This is a genomic window from Kitasatospora sp. NPDC043950, assembly GCF_056435345.1.
On sequence record NZ_JBWKER010000010.1, the window covers coordinates 127657 to 153898 of the forward strand.

14 protein-coding genes and 1 CRISPR repeat array are annotated in these 26242 nt (G+C 71.0%); of the genes, 6 read left to right on the top strand and 8 right to left on the bottom strand.

Annotated features, from left to right (window positions below):
* Positions 1-56: 56 nt before the first annotated feature.
* Positions 57-7493, top strand: coding sequence for a thioester reductase domain-containing protein (locus tag AC07BF_RS09585; protein ID WP_478333161.1), 7437 nt, complete (start codon positions 57-59; stop codon positions 7491-7493).
* A 193-nt stretch (positions 7494-7686) separates the two neighbouring features.
* Here AC07BF_RS09585 and AC07BF_RS09590 read toward each other — a convergent pair whose 3' ends face one another.
* Complete coding sequence (locus tag AC07BF_RS09590) at positions 7687-9174, bottom strand: MFS transporter (protein ID WP_478317453.1); 1488 nt, start codon at positions 9172-9174, stop codon at positions 7687-7689.
* A gap of 87 nt (positions 9175-9261) precedes the next feature.
* On the opposite strand from AC07BF_RS09590, the gene AC07BF_RS09595 reads away from it, so the two are divergent.
* The 4 genes from AC07BF_RS09595 to AC07BF_RS09610 all read left to right on the top strand — a co-directional run bounded on the left by AC07BF_RS09595 (position 9262) and on the right by AC07BF_RS09610 (position 12652).
* Complete coding sequence (locus tag AC07BF_RS09595) at positions 9262-9882, top strand: TetR/AcrR family transcriptional regulator (RefSeq protein ID WP_363588660.1); 621 nt, start codon at positions 9262-9264, stop codon at positions 9880-9882.
* 215 nt (positions 9883-10097) lie between these two features.
* The gene (locus AC07BF_RS09600) at positions 10098-10178 is read left to right on the top strand and encodes a tryptorubin family RiPP precursor (protein WP_224285092.1); all 81 of its coding nucleotides are present in this window, start codon (positions 10098-10100) and stop codon (positions 10176-10178) included.
* A gap of 133 nt (positions 10179-10311) precedes the next feature.
* Positions 10312-11370 carry a cytochrome P450 gene (locus AC07BF_RS09605; RefSeq protein ID WP_363588662.1) on the top strand — a complete coding sequence of 353 codons (1059 nt, stop codon included), beginning with the start codon at positions 10312-10314 and terminating at the stop codon, positions 11368-11370.
* A gap of 4 nt (positions 11371-11374) precedes the next feature.
* Positions 11375-12652, top strand: a complete 1278-nt coding sequence (locus tag AC07BF_RS09610; protein WP_363588664.1) for a cytochrome P450 family protein — start codon at positions 11375-11377, stop codon at positions 12650-12652.
* A gap of 1858 nt (positions 12653-14510) precedes the next feature.
* Here the strand turns inward: AC07BF_RS09610 and AC07BF_RS09615 are convergent.
* Positions 14511-15269, bottom strand: a complete 759-nt coding sequence (locus tag AC07BF_RS09615; RefSeq protein WP_363621546.1) for a GntR family transcriptional regulator — start codon at positions 15267-15269, stop codon at positions 14511-14513.
* Positions 15270-15939: 670 nt separating this feature from the next.
* On the opposite strand from AC07BF_RS09615, the gene AC07BF_RS09620 reads away from it, so the two are divergent.
* Complete coding sequence (locus tag AC07BF_RS09620; protein ID WP_363631027.1) at positions 15940-16455, top strand: glycine-rich domain-containing protein; 516 nt, start codon at positions 15940-15942, stop codon at positions 16453-16455.
* 238 nt (positions 16456-16693) lie between these two features.
* Here the strand turns inward: AC07BF_RS09620 and AC07BF_RS09625 are convergent, their stop codons facing one another.
* The 6 genes from AC07BF_RS09625 to AC07BF_RS09650 form a co-directional block, all read right to left on the bottom strand.
* On the bottom strand, positions 16694-16903 hold the full coding sequence (locus AC07BF_RS09625) for a helix-turn-helix domain-containing protein (protein ID WP_478333173.1): 210 nt from the start codon (positions 16901-16903) through the stop codon (positions 16694-16696).
* Positions 16904-17426: 523 nt separating this feature from the next.
* Positions 17427-17942: direct repeats of the CRISPR family, unit length 28 nt; unit sequence ATCGGCCCCGCGCTCGCGGGGATTGCTC.
* Positions 17943-18164: 222 nt separating this feature from the next.
* On the bottom strand, positions 18165-18692 hold the full coding sequence (locus AC07BF_RS09630; protein ID WP_478333162.1) for a hypothetical protein: 528 nt from the start codon (positions 18690-18692) through the stop codon (positions 18165-18167).
* A complete protein-coding gene (locus tag AC07BF_RS09635) occupies positions 18689-19846 on the bottom strand; it encodes a helix-turn-helix domain-containing protein (RefSeq protein ID WP_478333163.1) in 1158 nt (385 codons plus the stop codon). The genes AC07BF_RS09630 and AC07BF_RS09635 overlap by 4 nt, the downstream gene beginning before the upstream one ends.
* Positions 19847-21593: 1747 nt before the next feature.
* Positions 21594-22364 (bottom strand): ricin-type beta-trefoil lectin domain protein, encoded by a 771-nt coding sequence (locus AC07BF_RS09640; protein ID WP_478333164.1) that lies wholly within the window; start codon positions 22362-22364, stop codon positions 21594-21596.
* A gap of 283 nt (positions 22365-22647) precedes the next feature.
* Complete coding sequence (locus AC07BF_RS09645; protein ID WP_363588771.1) at positions 22648-24477, bottom strand: glycoside hydrolase family 15 protein; 1830 nt, start codon at positions 24475-24477, stop codon at positions 22648-22650.
* A gap of 242 nt (positions 24478-24719) precedes the next feature.
* Entirely contained in the window at positions 24720-26096 is a 1377-nt protein-coding gene (locus AC07BF_RS09650; RefSeq protein ID WP_478333165.1) for a M64 family metallopeptidase, read from the bottom strand.
* Between the last annotated feature and the right edge of the window lie 146 nt (positions 26097-26242).

Consider the following 26242-nt stretch of genomic DNA (forward strand, 5'->3'; position numbering starts at 1 on the left):
GGCACGACCGCAACCGTCTACCAAGCGCTGAACACAGAGCCGAGAGGTGCGATGACATGGCTCCTGACACGACCCCTTCGCTGATCCGTCCGCTGTCCGAACTGCTCGGCGGACACGCCGCCCGGATCGGGGACAAGGTGGCCTTCACCGACGCCCGGCGGGGCGTCGGCTACCGGGAACTGGATCTGCGGACCTCTCGGCTCGCCGGCCGGCTTGCCGCGCTGGGACTGGAGAACGGCGGCCGCGCCGCCGTCCTCATGGGCAACAGCGTGGAGATGGTGGAGAGCTGCCTCGCCGTCATCCGGGCGGGCGGCATCACCGTGCCGATGAATCCGCAGGCGTCCGAGGCCGAACTGGTCCACTTCCTGCGGGACTCCGGGGCGTCGGTGGTGCTGTGCGACCCGGCACGGCTCGACGTGCTGCTGCGCGCGGTGGCCGCGTCCGGCCCGTCCCGGCCCTCGATCGTGCTCACCGGCGACTCCCCCGGCGCTGCCGCTTCCGATAGCGCGGACACCGCGGACACCGCCGGGTACGACATCACCACGTACGAGACGCTCGCGGCCACCCCGTACGACGGGCCGGTGCCCGAGGAGAACCCGCTCGACGCTCCGGCCTGGATGCTCTACACCTCGGGCACCACCGGCCGTCCCAAGGGGGTGCTCTACTCCCTGCGCAGCTCGCTGTGGCTGGTGGAGGCCTGCCACGTGGGTGTGCTCGGGATGACGCAGGACGACCGGCTGCTGTGGCCGATGCCGCTGTTCCACGGCCTGGGCCAGAACCTGTGCGTCATGGCGGTCGTGGCCGTGGGCGCCGGCGCCCGGCTGATGAGCGGCTTCGCCCCTTCCGAGGTGCTGGACGCCCTGCGCGACGACGGGGTGACCTTCCTCGCCGGGGTACCGACGACGTACCACTACCTGCTGGACCGCGCCCGCCAGGAGCACACCCGGCTGCCTTCGCTGCGGCTGGGGTTCGTCGCCGGTTCGGCCGGCGGCGCCTCCCTCGGCAGCCGTTTCGAGGAGGCGTTCGGGGTCCCGCTGGTGGACCAGTACGGATCGACCGAGACCGGCGCGATCACCTCGAACCGGCCGACGGGCGACCGGGTCGCCGGGGCGGCCGGGCCGCCCGTTCCGGGGGTGGACATCCGCCTGGTGGACGGCGGTTCCGGTGCCGAGGTGCCCGACGGCGAGCAGGGCGAGGTCTGGGTCAGCGGCCCCAACCTGATGCTGGGCTACCACGGGCAGCCCGACGCCACGGCGGAGGTGCTGCGGGACGGCTGGTACCGCACGGGCGATCTGGCCCGCCGGGACGCCCTCGGGCAGGTGACCCTGACCGGCCGTCTCAAGGAGCTGATCATCCGGGGCGGCGAGAACATCCACCCCGTGGAGATCGAGGACGTGGTGCGCACGGCGCCGGGCGTGGCCGACGCGGCGGTGGGCGGGGAGCCCCACAAGGTGCTCGGCGAGGTGCCCGTCGCGTACGTGGTGCCCGGTCCCGAAGGCGTCGACGTCCAGGCGCTGTTCGAGCACTGCCGGACGCGGCTGTCCTTCTTCAAGGTGCCGGAGAAGGTGTACGCCGTCGAGCGCGTTCCGCGCACCGCGTCCGGGAAGGTCACCCGGCATCTGCTGGCGGACGCGGATGCCCGGTTGCTCGGTACGGCGTCCACCGGCGCGCCCGGGGAGCGCGGGGCCGAGCCCGACCGGGGCGAGTGGGCGGGCCGTCTCGCGGCGCTGACGGCGGCCGAGCGGGCCCGGACGGTGCTGGACCTGGTCCGCGCCGAGGTGGCGCTCGCGCTCGGCGTCGAAGCCGAACGGGTCATGCCCACAAGGCCGTTCGTGGACCTCGGCCTCGGCTCCCTCGCCGTCGTGGCGGTCGGGCGGCAACTGTGCGCGCTGGTCGGGCTGCGGCTCCCGGCGACCGCCGTGTTCGACCACCCGACGCCAGCCGCCTTCGCGGACCGGCTGGTCTCCGAGCTGACGGAGCCATCGGAGCCGACAGAACCGTCGGAGCTGACGGAGCCGACGGGCACCCGCACGGCCGCCGAAGCGTTCCCGGCCGAGCGCACGACCCCCGCGGGGCCCGACCCGGACGGCGCCGAGCCGATCGCCATCATCGGCATGGCCTGTCGCTTCCCCGGCGGGGTGGAGTCGCCCGAGCAGCTGTGGGACCTCGTCGCCGCAGGCCGGGACGCCACCTCGGACTTCCCCGCCGACCGGGGCTGGGCGCTGGACACGCTGTTCGACCCCGACCCCGACCACCACGGCACCAGCTACGTCTCACGCGGCGGCTTCCTGACCGACCCGTCCGCGTTCGACGCCGGATTCTTCGGCATAGCCCCGCGCGAGGCGACCGCGATGGACCCGCAGCAGCGGTTGATGCTGGAGGTCGCGTGGGAGGTCTTCGAACGGGCGGGCCTCGATCCGACCGGCCTGGCCGGCTCGGAGACCGGCGTCTTCGTCGGCACCAAGGGACAGACGTACAGCACGCTCGCCGCGCCCGGATCCGAGTACGAGGGCCATCTCGGCTTCGCCACCTCGGGCAGCGTGATGTCCGGCCGGGTGGCCTACACCCTCGGTCTGCACGGCCCCGCCGTCACCGTCGACACGGCCTGCTCCGCGTCCCTGGTGGCCCTCCACCTGGCCTGCGGATCCCTGCGCTCCGGTGAGTCGCGGCTCGCGCTCGCGGGCGGGGTCACGGTGATGTCCACCCCGGACGACATGATCACCTTCAGCAGGCACCGGGGCCTCGCCCCGGACGGCCGGGTGAAGGCCTTCGCCGGCGCGGCGGACGGCACCGCCTTCGGCGAGGGCGCGGGGGTGCTGCTGCTCGAACGGCTCTCGGACGCGCAGCGGGCGGGCCACCGGGTGCTCGCCGTGATCCGGGGCAGCGCCGTGAACCAGGACGGCGCGTCCAACGGGCTCACCGCGCCCAACGGCCGGGCGCAGCAGCGGGTGATCCGCCGGGCGCTCGACAACGCCCGGGTGGCCGCGCACGAGGTCGACCTGGTCGAGGCCCACGGCACGGGGACCATGCTCGGCGACCCGATCGAGGCCGAGGCGATCCTCGCCGCGTACGGGCGCGGCCGGGACCCTCAACGGCCGCTGTGGATCGGCTCGGTGAAGTCCAACATCGCCCACACCCAGGCCGCCGCGGGCATGGCCGGTGTCATCAAGCTGGTGGAGGCGATGCGGCACGCCGTACTCCCGGCGACCCTGCACGTGGACCGGCCGTCACCGCACGTCGACTGGTCGTCGGGGAACGTACGGCTGCTCGACGAGGCGCGGCCGTGGACGGCGGCCGACGGACGGCCCCGGCGCGCCGGGGTGTCCTCCTTCGCCATCAGCGGCACCAACGCCCATGTCGTCCTGGAGGAGGCCCCGCGCTCCCCCTCGGCCGAGGAGACCCCGGCCCCGGTCCGGGCGCTCACCGCCGTACCGTGGCTGCTGTCCGCGAAGTCCCCGGCCGCGCTGCGCGACCAGGCCCGCCGGCTGGAGTCGTTCCTGCGCGCGGCGCCCGAGCGGGATGCCGTGGACGTGGGGCGCACCCTGGCACTGTCCCGGGCCGGGCTCGAACACCGGGCCGCCGTCGTCGCGGACCTCGGTCGCGGCGCGGACGGAGCGGGCAGCGCGGAGGGCATGCTGCGCGCCCTCGGCGCGCTCGCGGAGGGCGAGCCCGCGGCCGGGCTGACCACGGATCACGCCGGTGCCGCCCGGACCACGGCGTTCCTCTTCACGGGCCAGGGCTCCCAGTGGGCCGGCATGGCCCGTGAACTGTACGAGGCGTTCCCGGTGTTCGCCGAAGCACTGGACACGGTGTGCGACCATCTGGCACCGCAGGTAAGGCAGTTGCTCCTCACCGCCGGCGACGCGGCGGACGGCGGACGCATCCATCGCACCGGTATCGCCCAACCCGCCCTGTTCGCACTGGAGGTCGCGCAGTTCGCGCTGCTGCGGTCCTGGGGGGTGCGTCCCGACGCGCTCGTCGGCCACTCCCTCGGCGAGCTGACCGCCGCGCACGTCGCCGGGGTGTTCTCGCCGGCGGACGCGGCCAGGCTGGTCACCGCCCGGGGCGAGCTGATGCAGGCGCTGCCCGAAGGCGGTGCCATGATCGCGCTGGAGGCCACGGAGGACGAGGTCCTGCCGCTGCTCGCCGGCCGGGAGTCCCGGCTGGCGATCGCCGCCGTGAACGCGCCCCGGTCCGTCGTGGTCTCGGGCGACGAGGACGCCGTGGCGGAGGTCGCCCGGGCGGTGTCCGAACGGGGCGGCAGGACCAAGCGTCTGACGGTGAGTCACGCTTTCCATTCGCCCCGGATGGACGCGGTGCTGGAGGAGTTCGAGGCCGTGGCCCGGACCGTCGTCTACCGTACGCCGGACGTGCCGATCGTCTCCACGGTCACCGGTGCCGTCGCCGGTGCGGAACTGCTGACACCCGCGTACTGGACCGGGCAGCTGCGCTCGGCCGTCCGGTTCGCCGCCGCGGTGGGGACCCTGCGGGAGCGGGGCACCGACACCTTCGTCGAACTGGGCCCGGACGCGTCCCTGACGGCCCTGGTGCGTCAGATCGCCGACGACGCCGACAGGGGTGACGGGGGTGACGGGGGTGGCCGCACGGGCGGCCACCGTGCGCTGCCGGTTTCCCGGCGTGACCGGCCCGGTGCCGCGACCGCCGTCGGTGTCGCCGCCGCGCTCCACACCGCCGGCGTCCCGGTCGACTGGGCGGCGTTCTTCGACGGCACCGCCGCCCGCCACGTCACGCTGCCGACCTACGCCTTCCAGCGCAAGCGTTACTGGCTGCCCGCACTCGCCGCCCCCGCCGCGTCACCGGTACCGACCGTGGCCGTGGAGTCGGCGGCCGGGGAGGCGGCCGGGGAGACGGCCGCGGATACGGCCGGGGAGGCGGCCGGGGAGGCGGCCGGGGAGACCGCCGGGGAGACCGCCGGGGAGACCGCCGAGAAGACGACCCCGTCCGGGCGGGTGCTCAAGCCGGGTGAGCGCCCGGAGGTCGCCGCCCGTCTGGCCGGCGTGCTCGCCGGACTGGACGAGGAGAAGCAGCTCCTCCACATGGTGGACCGGATCGCCACTCGGGTCGCGGCGGTGCTCGGCCATGACAGCGCGGACGCCATCGACCCCGACGTGCCGTTCCTCGAACTCGGCGTCGACTCCCTCATGGCCGTGGAGATGCGCAACCAGTTCAGCGACTTCTGCGGGGTGAGCCTGCGCCCGACGCTCGTCTTCGAGCACCCGACCCCGGCGGTGCTCGCCGACCACCTGCTCGCGAAGGTGCTGGCCGCGGTGTCCGCCACGCCGGGCGTCGACGAGGACGCGGTGGACTTCGCCGCCGAGGTCGTCCTGGCGGCGGACGTCTCCCCCGCCGACGAGGTGATCCGGGTCGCGGACGACCCGCGGGAGGTGCTCCTCACCGGTGCGACCGGGTTCCTGGGCGCGTACCTGCTGCGCGACCTGCTGCGGACGACCCGTGCGACCGTGCACTGTCTGGTCCGCGGGGCCGACGAGGCGGACGCGTGGGCGCGGCTGCGCAAGAACCTGGAGTGGTACGAGTTCTGGGACGGCATCGACCCGAACCGGTTGTCCGTGGTCGTCGGCGATCTCGCCCGGCCGCTGCTGGGGCTGGCCCCCGAACGCTTCGACGCCCTCGCCCGCAGCGTGGACAGCGTCTACCACGCCGCCGCGACCGTCAACGGCCTCTACCCGTACTCGGCGTTGAAGGACGCGAACGTCACGGGCACCGCGGAGATCCTGCGCCTGGCCGCACGGCACCGCACCGTGCCCGTCCACCACGTCTCGTCCACCGGCGTGTTCGCCGCGGAGGCGGTCCCCGGGCAGGCCCTCCAGGTGACCGATCCGCCGGGCCCCGCCGAGGCGCTGTCGTCCGGCTACCGGCAGACGAAACTGGTGGCGGAGCAGATCATCGAACTCGCCAGGGGGCGGGGCCTGCCGGTCTCGGTCTACCGGGTGGACGAGATCTCCGGCGACTCGGAGCGCGGCTTCTGCCAGACCCACGACTTCGTCTGGCTGAGCATGAAGGGCATCGTGCAGGCCGGCGCCGTACCGCAGGATCCCGCCGGCATCTTCCACCTGGTGCCGGTCGACCACGTCAGCGCGGCGATCCTGCGGCTGTCCCGCGACGACCGGGCGGCGGGCCGCAACCACCACCTCGCCAACGGGACGCACCTCCCGTTCTCCGCGATGACGGAATCCCTCCGCTCCCTCGGCTACCACCTGGACGAACTCCGCTGGGACGCCTGGGTGCGGCGCATCCGCGCCGACCGCGACAACGCGATGGTCCCGATGATCGACGCGTTCGAATCGACCATCTACAGCGGACGCAACCACTACCTGTCCGTCGACACCTCGCAGACCCGGGAGCTGCTGGCCGGTACCGGCGTCGACTGCCCGCCGATGACGCGTGAACTCTTCGAGAAGTACGTCGGGTTCTTCGTCCGCGTCGGCTACTTCCCCGAGCCGGGCGTCGGCCGCTTCCCCGAGCCGGGCGCCGGCTACTTCCCCGAACCGGGCGCCGGCGACCTTCCCGGCGGCGACGCCGTGGACGGCGGTGCACAGGCCTTCCGGGTCCGGAAGGCGGCGCGGGAGGACCTTCCGGCGATGGTGGGCATCTGCTTCGAGGCCTTCAACACCCTGAACGCCTCGCTCGGTCTCGCTCCGGAGTGGTCGTCGGTGGACGAGGTGACGGAGATGTTCCGGGACCGGCTCGCGGCCCCGGGCTGCCTCGCCTACGTGGCGGTCGACGGCGCGGGCTCCGTGACGGGCTCCAACTTCCTGGTCCTGGGCGAGTCCGTCGCCGCCTTCGGCCCGCTCAGCGTCGCGCCCGGCGCGCAGGGCGGCGGTGTGGGCCGGCTGCTGATGGACGAGGTGATCGGCGCGTCCGCCCGGCACGACCGGGACTCGGTCCGGGCCGTCCAGGTGACCAACAACCTGGGCGCGTACCGGCTCTACTCCTCGCTCGGCTTCGTCCCGTACGAGCAGCTGTCCCTGGTCGCCGGGTACGCACCGCCCACCCCGGCGAACATGGCGGGCTTCACGGTGCGCGCGATGACCGAGGACGACGTGCCCGCGTGCCAGGAGCTGTACCGCTCGGTCAACGGCCATGCGCGGGACGGAGAGATCCACATGGCGGCCAAGCGGGCCTTCAGCTGGTCGCAGCCGTACGTGGTCGTGGACCGGTCGAGCGGCGCGCTCGCCGGCTACACCACGGGCCTGTCCGACATGGGCCATCTGACCGCGGCCTCGGAGGCCGCGGCACGGGCGCTGTACACGGGCGCCGGCGAGCTGATGCGCCGGGCCGTCCCCGACGGCGCGCCGCCCCGGCTGCGGATCCCGGGCCGGCTGCTGCCCGAGACCCTGAGCTGGGCGTTCCGCACCCGGGGCATCGCCCTGGAGCGGCTGGAGACGCTGGTGGTGCGCGGCTCGTACACGGCGCCGCAGCAGGGGGTGTACTGCCCGGGGCTGTCCTACTGAGGCACCGTCCCTACCGAGGCACCGCCGTACAACGCCGCGCACCGCCGCGCACCGTCGTACAGGGAGCACGCGAGGGCGCTCACCCCGTAGCCGTCGAGGGCAGGGTGAGCGCCTTCGTGCGTCCGGAGGCCGCCGTTCGGTCGCCGTTGTTCGGTCGCCGCCGTTCGGTCGCGCGTCCGGAGGCCGCCGTTCGTCAGACCGGAGTGACCGGCACGTCCTCGCGCACGGAACGCTCGCCCCTGGGTACGGCCAGCAGGGTGATGAGCACGCCGAGCAGGGCGAAGCCCGCCCCGACGGCGAACGCGAGCCGGAAGCCCTCCGTCATCGCGTCGGCCGTGGCCGGGCCACCGGCCTGCTTGCCCTCAAGGAGCTCCCTGATACGGGCGTTGGCCACCGAGGAGAGCACGGCGAGGCCGAGCGCGCCGCCGATCTGCTGGGTGGTGTTGATGAGGCCGGAGGCGAGACCCGACTCCTGCGGTGTCACACCGGAGACGGCGACGATGGTCACGGGCACGAACGAGAACCCGAGTCCGAGTGCCGCGACCACCGAGGGCAGGAGCACGTCCCCGGCGAACGTGCCGTCGGCGGGGATGCGGGTGAACAGCAGGAGCCCCACCGCGGTGAGCGCCAGACCGCAGGCGAGGACGGGCCTGGGCCCGACCTTGGTCACCAGCTGCGAGGCCGCACCGGCGGCGACGATGCTCGCCACCGAGAAGGGCAGATAGGACAGTCCGGCCTCCAGCGCGGAGAAGCCGAGCACCTGCTGGAGGTAGAGGGAGATGAAGAAGAACATCGACAGCAGCGCGGCGCCCACCAGCAGGGACACCGCGTTGGCGCTGGAGAGGTTGCGGTTGCGGAAGATCCGCAACGGCATCACCGGGTGCTTGACGAGGCGCAGTTCGACCAGGGCGAAGACCAGCAGCAGGACGGCCGCGAGGCCCAGCAGCCCGATGGTCCTGGCCGAACCCCAGCCCGCCCGCTCGGCGTCCACGAGCGCGTAGACCAGCACGCTGAGACCGCCGGTGACCAGTGCGGCACCGGCGAAGTCGATGCCCGTGCGCTCGTGGCCGCGGCTCTCGCGGACGAACCCCGGCGTGAGGACGGCGGCCACGACGCAGATCGGCACGTTGACGAACATCACCCACTCCCAGCCCGCCCACTGGGTGAGCACACCGCCGAGCAGCACGCCGATGGCACCGCCCGCTCCGGCGAGCGCGCCCCAGATGCCGAGGGCCTTGTTGCGTTCGGCGCCTTCGGTGAAGGTCGTGGTGACGATCGACAGGGCGGCCGGCGCGATGATCGCGGCGCCGAGGCCCTGCCCCACCCGCGCGGCGATCAGCAGGCCCGCGGTCGGTGCGAGACCGCCGAGCAGCGACGTGGCGGCGAACAGGCCGAGTCCGGTCATGAACACCCGCCGCCGTCCGAGCAGATCGGCGGTCCGGCCGCCGAGCAGCAGGAAGCCGCCGAAGGCGAGTGCGTAGGCGTTGACGATCCACTGGACGTCGGAGTCGGCGAAGTGCAGGTCCCGCTGGATCGAGGGCAGCGCGACGTTCACGATCGAGGCGTCGAGCACCACCGTCAACTGGGCGACGGCCAGGACGACGAGCGCCTTCCAGCGGAGAGGATCCGGGGAGGAGGTCGAGGTCGAGGTCGATAAGGAGGAAGTGGGAGGCACGGCCATGGGAGGGATACGCTCCTGTGGGTTAAAGTGGTAACCGGAATCGGACTCACGGTTCCGGATGGCGACGATACGGAGGCGCGGTTCCCCTTGTCAAACACCCCTTCCCCTCCCCCTTCCCGTTCCAGCACACCCACCGGCGGCAAGCTGCGCTCCGACGCCGCCCGCAACCGGCTCAAGGTGCTCGACGCCGCCCGAGCCGCCTTCTCCGAGTCCGGGCGGGACGCACAGATGGGCGACATCGCCCGCCGGGCCGGGGTGGGCGTCGGGACGGTGTACCGCCACTTCCCGACCAAGGAATCGCTGGCGGAAGCGATCGTGGAGCACCGGTTCCAGCAGACCCTGGACTTCCTCAGGAACGAGGTGCTCCCCGACCCCGACCCCTGGCACGGCCTCGCCCGCTCCCTGGAGTTCTGCGGAACCATGCAGGAACAGGACCGGGGCTACGCGGAGACGGTCACCGCGATGGTCGGAGGCAGCACGTTCGACGCAGCGGCGATCGCCGAACTCAACGAACTCACCGACAAGGTGCTCAAGCGCGCCCAGGCCGAGGGTTCGGTGCGAGAGGACCTGACCGTCGCGGACGTGTCACCGCTCTACATCGGCCTCTGCCACGTCGTGCAGGCCGGGGTCACCGACTGGCGCCGCTACCTGGGCATCATCCTCGACGGGCTGCGCCCGCGACGGTGCGCGGACTGCTCCGGCGACTGACACCGTCAGCCGCCGGGGGGGGCGAACCAGGAAAGCCGGGGGGGGCGAATCAGGAAATCCGCTGGCAAATCCCCCCACCTCCCCGAGCCTCTCGACAAGAACCTCCCCCGACAGTGAACCTGATGGGGAGCCGGCTGCGTGTCTACGTCTGTAGGGCGACTGCAGAGTCGGCTTACGTTCGCTCAGCCACCTGGTAACGAAAGGGAGACCCAAAGATGAAGATCCTGTTCGCCATCCGTGACGCGTCCTTCGCCAAGAAGAGCCTGAAGGCCAGCGCTTGGTACATCTGGTACTAAGCCGGCTGATCGGTACCTCCGGTACCTGAACAGCTGATCCGCCCCCGCCCCTGCCCCCCTCGCGGCCTCCGCCGGGAGATCGGGCCCGGGGCGGGGGCGGAGACCGGTCCCGGCAAAGTCTCGGAGACATCACATGGCACTCTCCCCCGCCTCCGCCCGTTCGCGAACCACCGTGCTCTCCCCCCGGCTTGAGGCCCTGCTCAGGGACCATCTGGGCAAGGACGCCGTCCGGCTCGAACCCGACACGATCGGGGTCGCCGGGCCCGAGCTCACCGACCGGATCCTCGCCGCCCGGCGCGCCACCGAGATCGAACGGCCCACCTTCAAACCGCTGCACGGACGTTCGATCACCCGCACCGAGGCGTCCTCGGTGACGCGGACGATCGGCAGCGACGTGCGCGAGGCACTGAAGGCCCCGCTGCCGCCGAACATCGACCTGTCCGGCCCGTGGCCGCTCACCGGACACCTCTTCCTGCGCGACCTCATCCTCGGCCGGGACCCGCGCCGGCTGCGGATCCTGATGAGCCGCAACCTCGAACTGACGCCCCTGCTCACCTGGTTGGTGATCTCGGCCGGCGCCGCACTGCCCGGCAGGCCCAAGCCCGGCGACGACCTCACCGAACTCGGCAAGCTCACCGCGAAGGCCGCCAACTACCAGGACCGACGGTACGCGCTCGGCATGTACCGCCGAGCCGCCGCACCGGTCTGCTTCACCATCTCCACCCTGGTCGCGAACGCGCTCTGGCTCGGCGCGCCGTTCGACGACAGCACGCCGAACCGGAACATCATCTTCGAGTCGCTGCGCCTGCTGCCGCCGTCCTGGAACATCCTGCGCCGCGCCTCGCCCGAGTACCCCGCGATCGACCCGCGGATCGGCGCGGGCGACGACGTCCTCGTCCTGCCGCTGCTCTCGCACCGCGACCCGGCCCTGTGGGAGGACCCGCACGAGTTCCGCCCGGAGCGCTGGGACCACCTCGACCCGGACAGCACTCCCGGCTACCTGCCGTTCGGGCACTCCTCCGAACGCTGCTGGGGCCGGCACATGGTGATGCCGCTCGCCGAGCTGCTGCTGGACCAGATCCGTACGGCCGGCCTGGTCGTCGACCCCGAGCAGCGGACCGCCAAGGTGCCACTGCTCGGCCTGCTCGGCGTCAGCGAGGTCCGCGTCCTGAAGCCACGCGATACACACTGATCACATGCACGCCGAACACATACGCACCGAACACAGCGCCACCGAACACAGCGCCACCGAACCGGAGCTCGCCGACGGCCAGTTCTACGCCGACCCGCACGCCGCGTACCGCCGCTGGCGCAGCGAGGGCGGCGCCCGCAAGGTCCGGTTCGGCGGCGCGGCCGGACTCGAAGGCTGGGTCGTCACCGGCCACGCCGAGTGCCGGGCCGCCCTCACCGACCCCCGGCTGAGCAAGAAGGCCGTCACCGAGGCGTTCGCCCGACACGTCGGGAACTCCGAGGGCGGCCCGGGCCGCGACCTGATGTCGCACATGCTCAACTCCGACCCCCCGGAGCACACCCGACTGCGCAAGCTGGTCCAACAGGCTTACACCGCGCGGCAGGTGGCGACCCTGCGACCGATGGTCGAGCGCCACGTCGGCGCACTGCTGGACCAGCTCGACGGGCCCGACCCGGTCGAGCTGATCAGCGAGTTCGCGCTGCCGCTGCCACTCGCGGTGGTCTTCGAGCTGTTCGGCGCGCCGCAGGCCGAACGGGAGAACCTCCAAGTGCGGGGCAACGCGGTCGATGCCGGCCCGGAGGCGGACGGCGAGGCGGACGGCGGAGCGGACGGCGAAGTCTCGGTGGAGACCGCCGAAGGCATGGCGGACTACCTGCGCGCCCTGGTCGACCACAAGCGCACCCACCCGGGCGACGACCTGATCTCCGAACTCCTCGCCGCCCAGGCGGACGGCGACCGGCTGACCGAGACCGAGATCACCTCGATGGCGTTCCTGCTCGCCATCGCCGGCCACCAGACCACCGTCAACCTGATCGCGAACGGCATCCACGCTCTGCTCAGCCACCCCGAGCAACTCGCAACGCTGCGCGCGGATCCGGCACTGCTTCCCGGCGCGATCGAGGAAGTCCTGCGCTACGAGAGCCCGTTCAGCATCGCCTCGCTGCGCCGCACGACCGAGCCGGTGACCATCGGGGGCACCACGATCCCGGCCGGCGAGTTCGTCCAGATCGCCCTGCTCGCCGCCAACCGCGACCCGGCCGTCTTCACCGACCCCGACCGCTTCGACATCACCCGCCCGGACGCCACCCGACACCTCGCGTTCGGCCACGGCATCCACCACTGCCTCGGCGCACAACTCGGCCGCCTCCAGGCCGAGGTAGCGTTCACCGAACTGCTGCGCCGCTTCCCCGCCCTGCGCCTGGCCGAACCGGCCGAGGCCGCGCAGTGGCAGGAGAACCCACGACACCGCGGGCTGCTCAGCCTGCGGCTGCTGCTGCACTGACGCCGGCAGGCCCCCACCCGCCCAGCGCCGGTGGGGGCCGAGCACATCACCTGCTCGGTCCGGGCCCGCCCATCCGACGCACCCCGTCGAGGACCAACTCCACACACCAGAACGGTCTCCACCGCGGTAAGTGGCAACTCCCCCTGATAGCCGTGCTCCCACGCGCCGACTTCCAGGCCTCACTGCGGCGGCGCTGAAGCTCTACGACCTTCCCCATGCCCGGGGCCGACTACCCCAAGGCCAGCGACACTCACCGTGGCAACCGGCGAGCTGCCCCGCCCCACTTCGCTCCGCCCGGCAGCACCCGCCGCATACCTGTCCCACATGAACACCACCCGGCGGACAACCTCCTCAGCCACGCATCCCGCACAACCAGGCGAACAGACCTGGCCCCGCAAGACCATTCAGGCGCCGCCACGTCACCATCGGCAGGCAGCGGCCCCGAATAATCTCGGCCACTGCCCCAGCGTCCAGCATCTACGACAGCAACAGGCTGCCCCTAACCTCGGACGGGTATCACTGCCGACGGTCCTCAACCTCCACGTGCGAGTACGCTTCGAGAACTCAGGCCACGACACCGACAACCACCCCTGAGGCAAGGAAAGATGGCAACAACACATCGGCCGTTCGACGGATCCTCCACCAATCGAACTGAACCAATCAGGCCCCTCGACCGCTAATCACCCCAGGTCAAAAAGCATCGGCCCCGCGCCCGCGGGGATTGCTCTCTCCGGCACCGGCCACGACCTGACGAAGGCCAATCGGCCCCGCGCCCGCGGGGATTGCTCCTACCAGGCCGCGGACTTCTTTGCCCGCCTCGAATCGGCCCCGCGCCCGCGGGGATTGCTCGGCGGCACCGTCGCCTTCCAGGTCCCCGGCAACATCGGCCCCGCGCCCGCGGGGATTGCTCCCGAGTTGATATTCCCGCCACTATTGGCGGGCGATCGGCCCCGCGCCCGCGGGGATTGCTCCCGGCGCCACCGTCGCCTTCAACGCCGCAGCCGATCGGCCCCGCGCCCGCGGGGATTGCTCTCGCCACCGGAGCACGGCCCGCGTTGACGGTCGATCGGCCCCGCGCCCGCGGGGATTGCTCCGAGCGGCTGGCTGTCTGCTGCGCGACGCCCCAATCGGCCCCGCGCCCGCGGGGATTGCTCCTCGGCCGTGTTCGCGATGTGGCCGCTGATCGAATCGGCCCCGCGCCCGCGGGGATTGCTCCGGCGCTCCGGCCCCGCCCCGGAGCTACGGTCGATCGGCCCCGCGCCCGCGGGGATTGCTCCCGCTCGGATATCGCGTGGGCGGACTTCCACGCATCGGCCCCGCGCTCGCGGGGATCGCTCCCATCGGTCGCGATGGTGGGCGGCTCCAACTCCATCGGCCCCGCGCTCGCGGGGATCGCTCCTGCGGGTTGAAGGCGAGGACCAGGCCGTCGCAATCGGCCCCGCGCTCGCGGGGATCTCTCCTGGGATCCGCGCGATGGCGACGGCGATCTGCGATCGGCCCCGCACACGCGGGGATCGCTCCCGCCGCTCGATGTCCTGCTCCACCTTGTACGGGTTGGCCCCGCACATGCGGGGATTGCTCCAGCACCGGCTCGCCGGGGAACAGCACGGCCCAGTCGGCCCCGCGCTCGCGGGGATTGCTCCTCCGCCGGCCGGTATCGGGCCTTGCGCTCCTTATCGGCCCCGCGCTCGCGGGGATCGCTCCGCCCCCGCTCGGCTTCGGCCGGGCGGGGGCGCTTCGTCGTTACGGGGTGTCGTGCGTCCACTGCCACACGCCGTCCGCGTCCGGCTCATACCAGGACCGTCCGTCGGCGTACCGGCCATGCCGCCACCACACGACTGGCATCGGACCATGCAGGTCAGGAACGTGGGGCGCGCCCGTACTCAGCAACCCAGCGCGAGGTGAGCACGATGTCTGCGGTCTCAACTGGGCGCCCGGTGGCCTGGTCGTAGTAGGTCCGTTCAATTGCCATCACCGGGACAGCGGGTGCAACGCCGAGGGTCTGAGCCTCAGGTCGCGTGGCAGCCCTGGCACTCACGCGCTCAACGGGCACGCCCACGTCGATGCCGATGATCGCCATGCGGTCGGCGACGCCGATACCAGCGTGTGGACCGGCCTCGGGCAGGACAACCAAGCTGCCGCCAGTGGTGGCCATCGGTTCCCAGCTCTCTGCGAGCTGCACCGGGTCTCCGTCGGCCAGGTACACGTAGGTCGTGTGCATCACCGGATCGCCGGGCTGGATTTCCAGCCGGGCCGCGATGCGGGCCTCGGCGGCACGCGGCTGAGATTCGTGCCGCCAAGTACCGGCGACACCCTGTCTGGCGAGGGTGGCCTCCGTCGGGCTGCCGTCGCCGCGGGGTACGCGTTGACGGCGCACCAGGACGGTGGGCGGTTCCTGGCTGCGGACGTAGTAGCCGCGGCCATGGCGGGCGACGACCAGGCCCTCGGATTCGAGTAGCCGGTAGGCGTTCTGGCCGACGCCGTGGGAGTAGCCGAATTCCTCACGCAGTGCAGCGAGAGACGGCAACTGGGCTCCGGCTGCGAGCTGGCCGGTGAGGATCCGTTCGCGGATGTGGTCTGCGATGCGGAGGTAGGGGGATTCGGCGTCGCCTGCCATGCATGTCCTCCTACGTTCCGTGCTCGGTGGGTGACAGAGTATGCGGCCAGGCCCTACTGTATGTGTAGACCTAATCCTTACATGTACTGAGGGATCGGTGCAGATCGGCATGTGCGCAGGAGCCGTGAAGGCTGCGCTCGGTCAGGCCACAGGCGCCCACGTACGCGTTACGCGCCCCAACGCTGGAGTAGTGCGCCTGAGCGTCCCCGCGCCTGTCGACGAATCAGTCGAACGCTGGGCTGATGTTCTGGCCATCGTGCAGTCCTGCACCTCATGGGGATCCACGGACGCAACTGGCGCGGTGGTCGTTTGGGCCGAACTGGAGGAGCCGCAATGATCGCCAGACCGGACGTCCCGTCCGGCATCGTCATCACTCTGGACACAGCCCAGGCCCGGCGCTACGTCAGCGCAGAGTGCCAACTCGGCGCCCACCACGGGCGTCCCGGCGGACTGTGGAACGAGTGCGGTGCTCGGGTGCTGGTATGCCTCTGCGGCCGATCGGGGTGCCCCTGCGTTCGCAACCTGCCGAGCGGATCTCCCACCGGTGGCCCGAACCAGCCCCTCGCGATCAGGTCGAAACGCCCTGATCAACCCTCCGCCTCCTCCCGGGCCTGACGACGACGTCAGCCCAGGAGGTTGCACCACTCGACACACCGAGAGGAGCACTACCATGATCATTCCCGAACCCACCCCGGCGCTGGCGCCGCCCCCGACCGCTCCGGAGCAGTTCGTGAGCGCGGCGACGTTCGACTCCGCCATCTCCACCGTGCTCTCCAACAACGAGGGCATGGACGTCGCGATGGCCACCCGGATCACCCGGGAAGCCATCGCGTTCGTGGTTGTGGGCGCCCGCCGCCCGCACCTGGCCATGGCGCCGTCCAGGATCGTGGACGAGGGCTGGCACGCGTTCCTCGTCCACACCGAGGCGTACGCCGAGTTATGCGAGCGCGAGGGCCGGTTCGTGCACCACAGCCCGGGATTCGACCCGGGCAACTTCGACCAGGACATCATGGAGCAGACCCAAGCTGCCATCCGGGAGGCGGGCTTCGAGGTCGACCAGGAACTGTGGCGGCCGCCGACGGACGACAGCCTGGTGACCGTAGCGGCGAGCTGTCAGCACTCGCCCAGCTGTTCAATCAGGCCGATGAAGAAACCGGAGAAGCCCTGCACCAAGCCCGCTGAATAGCGGACTCGGAACGCGTAGGCTGCCGGCACACGAGTAGGAGGCATCCGATGGAGTGGATCGATCCGCGGTACGCAGACCTGGTCGCGTGCTACCGGCAGCAGGACTTCGAAGCTTTCGGGCCATTGCTCGAACGTCCCGACGGCGAGCCTGTACCCCCGCGGCTCGGGTTCGTCATGGAGCCGCTTCGAGACGAGTAGCAGCAGGTCAAGGCCCTGACCGGCCCGATGGCCGGCCAGGGCTACTCGTCGCGGACCAGGCGCCAGAGTGGCACGTCGATTGCCCGCGCGATGGCGCCGAGTTGGTCGAGCGTCGCAGGTGCGAGGCCGTTCTCGATCCGCCCAATCGTGCGCCGGTCAAGTCCGGCGCGCTCCCCAAGCCGCTCCTGCATGGGGTCCGCCTGTCGCCTGAGCGAGAGAATCCGGGCCCCGACGTCTCGCCGGTCGCGGATCTGCTGTTCGTCGGGTTGGTACGGGGCAGGTACCCCTTGATGCTGACCGGATCGTGATCAAAAGTCTGTACCGATATGCCGCCACTTATAGAGCATCCGTTCGACAGGATTGACCCACCGCAGCCCGAAGGGACCAACCGGGAGCACACTCTGAGCGCCACCTACGCCATACCGGCCCCGCGCCCGCGGGGATCGCTCGCTGCGTGCCGCTGGCTGAACGAACTCCCGGCCATCGGCCCCGCACCCGCGGGGATTACTCCACCTTCGGCACCATCAAGGCGAAGGACGCGGTGTCGGCGCCGCACACGCGGGGGTTGCTCCCCGAACAAGGCCAAGGGGACGGCTTGGGCGAGCTCGGCCCCGTGCTCGCGGGGATGGTTCAGGAGACCAGACCATCACACCGGTGACCACCGGGAGCTGGTCTCGTCGAGGGGAAGAGACATGAAATCCTTCACACGCCGCCTGTCCAATCGAACTGAATCTACTGACGGCCCCTGACACGAATCGCCGCAGGTCAGGAAGTATCGGCCCCGCGCTCGCGGGGATTGCTCCGCGGCGCGCTGGTCGCCCGCCCCTGCGGCGATATCGGCCCCGCGCTCGCGGGGATTGCTCCGTCGATCTGGCGCGGCAGTGTGGTGCCCGGGGATCGGCCCCGCGCTCGCGGGGATTGCTCCTTCGAGAAGGAGAAGGAAGCTCTCGCCTTCCTATCGGCCCCGCGCTCGCGGGGATTGCTCCGTCCGCACCAAGCTCAACGAGGCCACGGCCAAATCGGCCCCGCGCTCGCGGGGATTGCTCGGCGGCGGGGAAGGCCAGCTCCGGGCGGGGGTTATCGGCCCCGCGCTCGCGGGGATTGCTCCCGGGAGGTCCGGTACGGGACACTGCGGATGCTATCGGCCCCGCGCTCGCGGGGATTGCTCCGCCTGGCCGGTCTACGACTCGAAAGACCTGTTATCGGCCCCGCGCTCGCGGGGATTGCTCGAGCGACTCGGCGTCGAGGACCGGCAAGGACGAATCGGCCCCGCACACGCGGGGATTGCTCCGACGTCGTCTCGGCGGGCATGATCGCAACCTGGTCGGCCCCGCGCGCGGGGATTGCTCCTTGGCATCCCCCGGCCGGTGATCTCGGCGGCCCAACCGGCCCCGCACCTGCGAGGGCTTCAAGAAGCCACTGTCGTGCGATCCGATCGGGGTGTTCGGCGTGGCGACGCCGGACACCGCTGCGCCCCACCCCGGAGACTCGAGGTGGGGCGCAGCGGCGTGTTCAGCGCATCAGATCGTCTGCGGTGGCGGGCAGCCGTATGGACTGACCGTTCGTCACCATTCGCTGGAGAAGGGCGAACCCCTCCTGCTTCGAGACGATGAACCCGACGCACGCCACCGCCATCACGTCCTTGGTCCGCATCGTCGGGATCCCTCTGTGTCGCGCGAGGTCCAGCGACGCCTTGTCGTCGCTGATCCACGTGGCCTCTTTGAACTCCACCCGGGTGCTGATGACGTGCAGGGTCTCGGACTCCCCGAGATGCTTGAGCGGATCCGACGGGCTGCCGAAGAACACACCCTGTCGAATCCGCTCCACGGCCTCGGGGTCGTCGACTTCGATCGGATCCCCCAGCCAGCGGGAGACGTCAGGTGGGTCCAGGGCCGGCAGAAATCGAGATGATCGCTTGGCTTCGTACGCCACTGCTTCCGTCCATCGACCCCGGCCGCTCAGTACGTTTTCCAGGATGTCGAGCCTGGAGACGGACGCGAAGTTGCACAGGACCGTGTTGTCGGGAAAGCAGATGATCATGGGCTGAACGCGAGCTCCGTTCCGGGATCGGACGGTGCCGCCTGCTGCTGCTCAGGCTCGAGCTGGGCGGGCTCCAGGAGGTCCAGGAGCACGTCCGGGTCGAGGTCCAGGAGGGCTGCCAGCGGCCGGACTGTCGTATCACCCGAAGCATAAGCCTTGATTGCCAGCTCTGTTAGTCGTCGAGGATGCCAACCACGTTGGCTGCGCTCGGTGTTGACCATGTGTTGCTCCAGGGCCCCCGCGGCGCCGGCGATCCTGGCGCCGTCGGCTGTCAACATCGCTCCCCACTGCCTGCGCTGATCGGCAGTCAGGACTCCCAACACCTTCAACCGGGTTGCCATCGCGCTCGGCGACACGCGGTACTTCCAGGCCAGCTCCGCCACCAGGTCACCGCCGGCCGTTCGGTCCCGGGCGTCGGCCAGAACAGTGGTACGCGGCATGAGGAACTCTGCGGCGAACGCGTTCGCCTGCACTTCCATCGCGGTGGTCGACCGGCCCGGTTGCACCTTCTCGACGACTGCCTCGTCATGCGCGTCGCCGGCGAGGATATGGCCGAGTTCGTGGGCAAGGGTGAACCGCTGGCGTGTCCACACATTGGTTTTGGCAACGAGGATGAGGTCGAAGCTGTCGGTCGACCAGGACAGGCCGTCCAGCTTGTCGGGAAGATCGACGCCCGCGATCTCCACGTCGAAGGCCTGCTCGAAGCTTGAGGCGAGGTTCTGGGTCGAGAGGGTCCAGGGGTCGGTTCCCACTGCTTCCAGGGCGGCCTGGGCGAGCTGTGTGCCGTCGATTCCCTCTGGGCGGTTGTGGGCGCGCCTCGGCAGGTCACTCCCGATCCGCGCCAAGGCGTCGATCACCTGCTCGTACCGGCCCAGGAGTGTGCGCACTTCGTCGGTGGTGTGCTCGCAGGCGCCCGCCTTCCGCGCGGCGGCGCCGAGCGCCGAGCGCGGCTCGACGCCGCGCAGCAGCCAGTCAACGGTTCTGCCGCCGAAATCGGCGATCAGCGCTAGTTCGAGGGAGGTGAAGCGGCGTTTCCCGCCAAGCGACTTCGACAGCTTGTCTGGGGAGATTCCGATGCGCTCCGCCATGACGGCCTGGGTCTCACCCGTTGAGCCGATGACCTGACGCACGCGTTCAATCAGTCCGGCATCCATGCTGCGACCGTACAGTCGCGTTGCGATTCTCGCAATCGACATGACCAGGTTGTGACCTGGGGTTCACCCGCCTGAGTGAGTGCGCGGCGCGCACTGACGGCGACGCCTCGACAGGCACCCTGACCTGTGGAGATGCAATCGCGGCCACACGGTGATTGGGCGCCGCCAGGCGCAGTGGCGAGCCAGATCGGCAATGGCCGCTGCAATCATTGGTACAGACCACGCCGCACGTCATTGCTTCGGGGACGCGTCCACCCAAGCCCTCCCTGCGTAGGCCAGGACACGGCTGCGCAGCCGGTCAGGAGAGGCTGATGATCTGCAGAACTGTGACGCGGCGCGCCTCCTCGTTCAGCAGCAGTCGGCCTCGCGCTCGCGGGGGTTGCTCTCCGCTAGCATCAGTGCCGGTTCAGTGGCACGGGTCGGCCCCACTGTCGCGGGGATTACTCCACCTTCGGCACCATCAAGGCGAAGGCCGCGGTGTCGGCCCCGCACACGCGGGGATTGTTCCCCGAACAAGGCCAAGGGGACGGCCTGGGAGAGCTCGGCCCCGCGCTCGCGGGGATGGTTCGGGAGACCAGCCCATCACACCGGTGACCACCGGAAGCTGGTCTCGTCGAGAGGAAGAGGCATGAAGTCCGTCACGCGCCGCCTGCCTAATCGAACTGAATCAACTGACGGTCCCTGACACGAATCGCCGCAGGTCAGGAAGTGTCGGCCCCGCGCTCGCGGGGATTGCTCCGCGCCGGGAACGAACTCGGTGGTTGCCCACATGTCGGCCCCGCGCTCGCGGGGATTGCTCCTGGGGCACCGCACTGACCGACCGGCGCGTCTAGTCGGCCCCGCGCTCGCGGGGATTGCTCCTTGTGGCGTCCGGACCTGCCGGAGGGCACGGCGTCGGCCCCGCGCTCGCGGGGATTGCTCGCGGCCGGCGGCCTCGGTGAGTGCGGCCAGCTCGTCGGCCCCGCGCTCGCGGGGATTGCTCCGGCCGAAGAAGCGGCGGGGGGAGACGGCGCCGGTCGGCCCCGCGCTCGCGGGGATCGCTCCAGCTCGACCGGCACCCTCAGCTCCTCGACCAGGTCGGCCCCGCGCTCGCGGGGATCGCTCCAGGCCCGGCTCCCCGGCCCGCAGGCCGTTTCCGCCTCGCGCCTCCGGGTGGGGTTTGTCGGCATCAGGGGGATCTTGGTCGGCTCGCTACCTGGGCGACGGCTCCCGGCCCTCCCGGCAGTTGGGGGGGATGCCGTCGTCGGTGGAGGCCAGGACTTTCTGGTGCTGCTCCTTCGTCCCGTGTGCCACGTTCGCGTGGTCCTTGGTCGACGGGAACGCCCGGTTGACCTTGGGGCATGCCGTCGTATCCCGCTGGTTCTGGTGCTCGGTCAGTCATGGGCCCAGATTCGGGCCCATGGCGTGATCTCTGGGGAGACATCCGGGTCTTCGGAAACCGCCATGGTGCCCACACGGGCTCAATCGAACGCGTGCTTCTTTCTCCTTCGGAAAGGTGTCGACCTCCAGGTCGGGGTATGACACCCCCGTCGCCAGCGTGGGCAACTGGCTTATAGGCGAGACTATTTGTGGCCGACAAGAGGTGGTCCCGTTGTGCGGTATGCCGCACAACGGGACCACCGGCCACCAGCAGCCGAGCTGTCAGCGGGAATCCAGCTTCCGGACCCCGTGGCTCCGGAGGTGGGATTCGAGGGGCCCCGTCGGGCCGGCCGTGGGGGAGATCACGGCCGGGCCGAGGGGTGGGGGATCAGTGCGGGAGGTTCCACTTCTGGTTGTCGGCGCCGTTGCAGTCCCAGATGCCGAGCTGGTTGCCGTTGTTGGTGGCGAAGCCCAGGTCGTCCAGGCAGCGGCCGGACTGCGGGTTGAGCAGCGAGCCGTCGGACTGGGCCTTCCACTGCTGGGCGCCGCCGCCGTTGCAGTCGTAGAGCTGGATCATGGTGTGGTTGGCGGTGCCGCCGCCCTGCACGTCCATGCACTTGCCCAGGGCGCGCAGCGTCCCGTCCACCCCGACGGTCCACTTCTGGGCGTTCGTGCCGTTGCAGTCGTAGATCTGGACCGCGGTGCCGTTCTTGTTCTCGCGGCCCTGGACGTCGATGCACTTGCTCGCGTAGCCGCTGATCTGGCCCTGCGGCCCGGAGACCGGCGGCGGCACCGTCCCGAGGAAGACGACCTGCGGGAACATGACGGTGTCGCCGAAGTTGCACATGGCGGTGCTCATCCCGCTGCCGACGACGGCTCCGCCGATCGCCATGCGCATGTACGGGCCGGTGTGGTTGACGTAGTACTGGCACTGCGCCTGCACGCGCCAGATCTGCAGGGGGCTGATGTCCGTACAGGTTCCGATGACCTGGCCGCCGCCGGTGGCGATGGCGTTACACCCGCCGGCCAGCGACGCGCCCGAACTCGACTGCTCCGCCTGGGCGGTGGCGGGCGCAGCTTGGCGCGCGGCGGCGGATGCGGCCTGGGCGGTGGCGGGGACGGTGAGTGCCGCGGCGGAGGCCAGCAGCGTGGTCATCATGACAACAGCGGTACGGCGCATGAGGGTTGGACCCTTTCCGTGATGACAGGGTGATGGCACTGCTCAGATGTTGCGCAGGTTTGGTCATGAGCATTGCAGTGCCACCTGGGGCCGTCAACGGATGTGAGCCGACAAGATGTCGCCATTCACCTCAGCTCATCCGCGACCTGCTCGTTCCCGCCGAACGGGAACCGGACGGGAGCCGAACGGGAACCGGACGGGAGCCGGACAGCAGCAGAAAGGGAGCCGAACAGGGGCTGGATCCAGCCGAATTGACGCAATCTCAGCCCAGCGCGCGGTCGAGGTTGAAGGCCGCGCTGATCAGCGACAGGTGAGTGAAGGCCTGCGGGAAGTTGCCGAGTTGCTCGCCGGTCGGGCCGATCTCCTCGGCGAACAGCCCGAGGTGGTTGGCGTAGGTGAGCATCTTCTCGAAGGCGAGCCGGGCCTCCTCCAGGCGGCCGGCGCGGGCCAGTGCCTCCACGTACCAGAAGGAGCAGATCGAGAAGGTGCCCTCCGAGCCGCTCAGGCCGTCCGGGCTGGTGGCCGGGTTGTAGCGGTAGACCAGGGAGTCGGAGACCAGGCCCTTGGTGAGCGCGTCCAGGGTGGAGAGCCACTTGGGGTCGGTGGGCGAGATGAATTTGGCCATCGGCATCATCAGCAGCGAGGCGTCCAGCTCGCCGTCGTCCAGGGACTGGACGAACGCGCCCAGCTCGCTCGACCAGCCGCGCCGCATGATCTGGTGGTAGATCGCGTCCCGGGTCTGCCGCCAGCGGGGCAGGTCGGCCGGCAGGCCGCGGCGGTTCGCCATCCGGATCGCCCGCTCCAGCGCCACCCAGCACATCAACCGCGAGTACACGTAGTTCCTGCGGCCCCCGCGGGTCTCCCAGATGCCCTCGTCGGGCTGGTCCCAGTGGTCGCAGAGCCAGTCCGCCACCATGCCGACGTCCTCCCAGCCGTCGCTGCTGATCGGCTGCCCCCACTTGTCGTACAGGTAGATGGAGTCGATCATGGCTCCGTAGATGTCCAGCTGGAGCTGGCCGGTGGCGGCGTTGCCGACCCGGACGGGTGCGGAGCCCAGGTGGCCCTCCAGGTGCGGCAGCGCGTACTCGGGCAGCTCGGTGCGCCCGTCGATGCCGTACATGATCTGCAACGGGCCGTTCGCGGCGGTGTCGCGCATGCGCTCGAAGAGGAAGCCCATGAACGCCTCGGCCTCCGAGGTGAACCCGAGGCGCAGCATGGCGTAGACGCAGAAGGCGGCGTCGCGGACCCACATGTACCGGTAGTCCCAGTTGCGCTCGCCGCCGACCTGCTCGGGCAGGCTGGTGGTGGGTGCGGCGACGATCGCGCCGGTCGGCGCGTAGGTGAGCAGCTTGAGCAGCAGGGCGGAGCGGTGGACCATCTCCCGCCACCGCCCCTGGTAGCGCGACCCGGCCAGCCAGTGGCGCCAGAACCGGACGGTCGCCTCGAACTGCTCCTCCGCCTCGGCGCGCGGACACGACCGGGCCGGGACGTCGTCGCCGATCTGGTCGAGGGCGAACACGACGGAGTCGCCCTCCAGGAGCTTGAAGTGCGACCACACGTCCAGTCCGTCGGTCTCCAGCGGCGCGGTGGCGGTCAGCGCGAGGGTGAGCGACGGGGAGCGGAAGACCGCGACGTGGCCTTCGAGGGACACGGTGTGCGCCTCGGCGCCGTAGCCGAAGCGCGGGGCGATCCGCGCCCGGAACGGGAGGATTCCCCGGACGCAGACCAGCCGGCGGATCAGCCGGTGCCGGGCGACCTCGGGCGACTCGTCGGCCACGGGCATGAAGTCCTGGATCTCCGCCACGCCGTCCGCGGCGAAGAAGCGCGTGATCAGCACGTTCGTGTCGGGGAAGTAGAACTGCCGGGTGCGGGTCGGGACGTCCGCGGCCAGCTCGAACGATCCGCCCCGGTCCGCGTCGAGGATGGCCCCGAACACGCTGGGCGCGTCGAAGCGCGGACAGCAGTACCAGTCGATGGTGCCGTTCGTGCCGACCAGGGCGGTCGTCCGGAGGTCGCCGATCAGGCCGTGCTCAGAGATCGGCAGGTACCGGCCGCTGTCCGCCTGCTCGAACCCCGTCGTGTCGAACGCCATGCCGACCTCCCCGCCGCTGTGGCGCGGGCTTGGAGACGAAGCCTTCCCAGCCATGGTAGATCGCCGTCGGCATGAAGGCCGGGCCGAGCACCGGCCGGGCCTCGCGGGCCCCTGCCGGTGCGGGCCCGGCCGGGGCGACCTCCGGCCGGTGCGGCTTCCGCCGTGGGCGCGGCCCCTCCCGTCCCGGCCGGGCAGGAGGGGCCGGACACGACGGGCCGGGCACGACGGGCCACGCCCCGTGGTCAGCGGGTGACGCTCCAGACCAGGCTGCGGGTCAGCGCCGAGGTCAGGGCCGGGTCGATGACGGCCGAGGTGGGGTCGTTCGCGACGGCCTTGAGCTCGTGGGCGGCGGGCTTAGGGCCGGTGGGGCCGAGGTCGGAGACGGCGATCGTCTTGCGGTCGCGCAGGGCCGTCACCTCCTTGCCGTCGAGGTACCACCGCAGCTTGGTGCCGGAGACCGGGAGGTCGACGGTGAGGCGGTCGGTCGCGGTCAGCCGGGTGGTGACGGGCGTGGCGCTGGAGAGGGTGGAGGCGCGCCGGTAGAAGCCGGCGATCATCGCCTCGCGGCCGGGGAGGTTGAACTCACGGCCGAGCGAGCGCATCACCGAGTTGTCGGTCGGCCGGTTGAGGCCGGACGGGTAGTTGCTGGCGCCCTGGTAGGCACCGACCTTGCCGCCGTCGGGCGAGGTCTTGCCGAGCCAGCGGTACCACTTGGTCTTGTCCTGGCGCATCCGGTCGGCGCTCAGGGTGGTGATGTTGGGCTGCCCGGGCTCCGCGCCCTGGTAGGGCCCCGCCCCGTCGGCCCAGTACTCGTCCGCGAGCTTGCCCAGCGAGTGGCCGGTCTCGTGCACCGCTATCTGCCCGGACGCGCCGTTGCCGCCCGCCACGGTGGCGATGCCCTCGTACCCGAGCGGCGACTGGGTGCTGCCGTAGCCGGCGCCGCCGTACTTGGCGGTGTTGGCGACGACGATCACGAGGTCGGCCTGCGGGGCCTTCGCGGCGTAGGCATCGACGGCCTTGACGTCCACGCACAGCAGCCGCTCGATGGAGTTGCACCAGAAGTGCGAGCCGAGGGCGGTCTTGCGGACGGTGTTCTGCTTCGGGTCCCCGGAGACCCCCGACTGTGCGGAGACCGCGCCCACGGCCCACACGTTGAACAGCTTGCGGTAGGTGGCGTAGGGCTCGACGGCGCTGATGTCCTTCCACTTCGCCGCGGCGTCCTTGCGGAACTTGTCCTGCTCCGAGGCCGTGTAGCCGTCGCCGATCATGACCACGTCCAGCTTGCTGTCCGTGCTCCCGTTGTTGACGACCTTCGTGACGGCGCCGTCCCCGGCAGCGGCCCCGGCGGCGTCCACGCTCATGGACTGCTCGGCGACGAAGGGGGACGCCGAAGGGACCTTGGTCCGGCTGATGGCGCCGTCCTCGGCGAAGACCTCGACGTCCTGGTCGCCCGGGAAGGCGCCCGGGAAGGCGTCCGGGAAGGCGGTGACGGCGGCCGGGTCGGACGGCACGTCGACCGGCTCGGACGGGGCGGCGACCGCCGGGCCGACGCCGACGGCGAGGGCCGCCAGCGTCGTGACGCCGGCCAGGAGGACCGAGGTGAACCTGCTGTTGCGCAAAGGAGTTTCTCCGAAATCGATGGGCAGCGAGGGCCGGTGACGAGCTTTCCGGGACATGACGCGCGGTGCCGCACGGTTCCGCGCCGTGACACCGCCGCCCCCGCCAACACGGCCGCACCAGGCACGAGCTGACTGGGCGACATCGC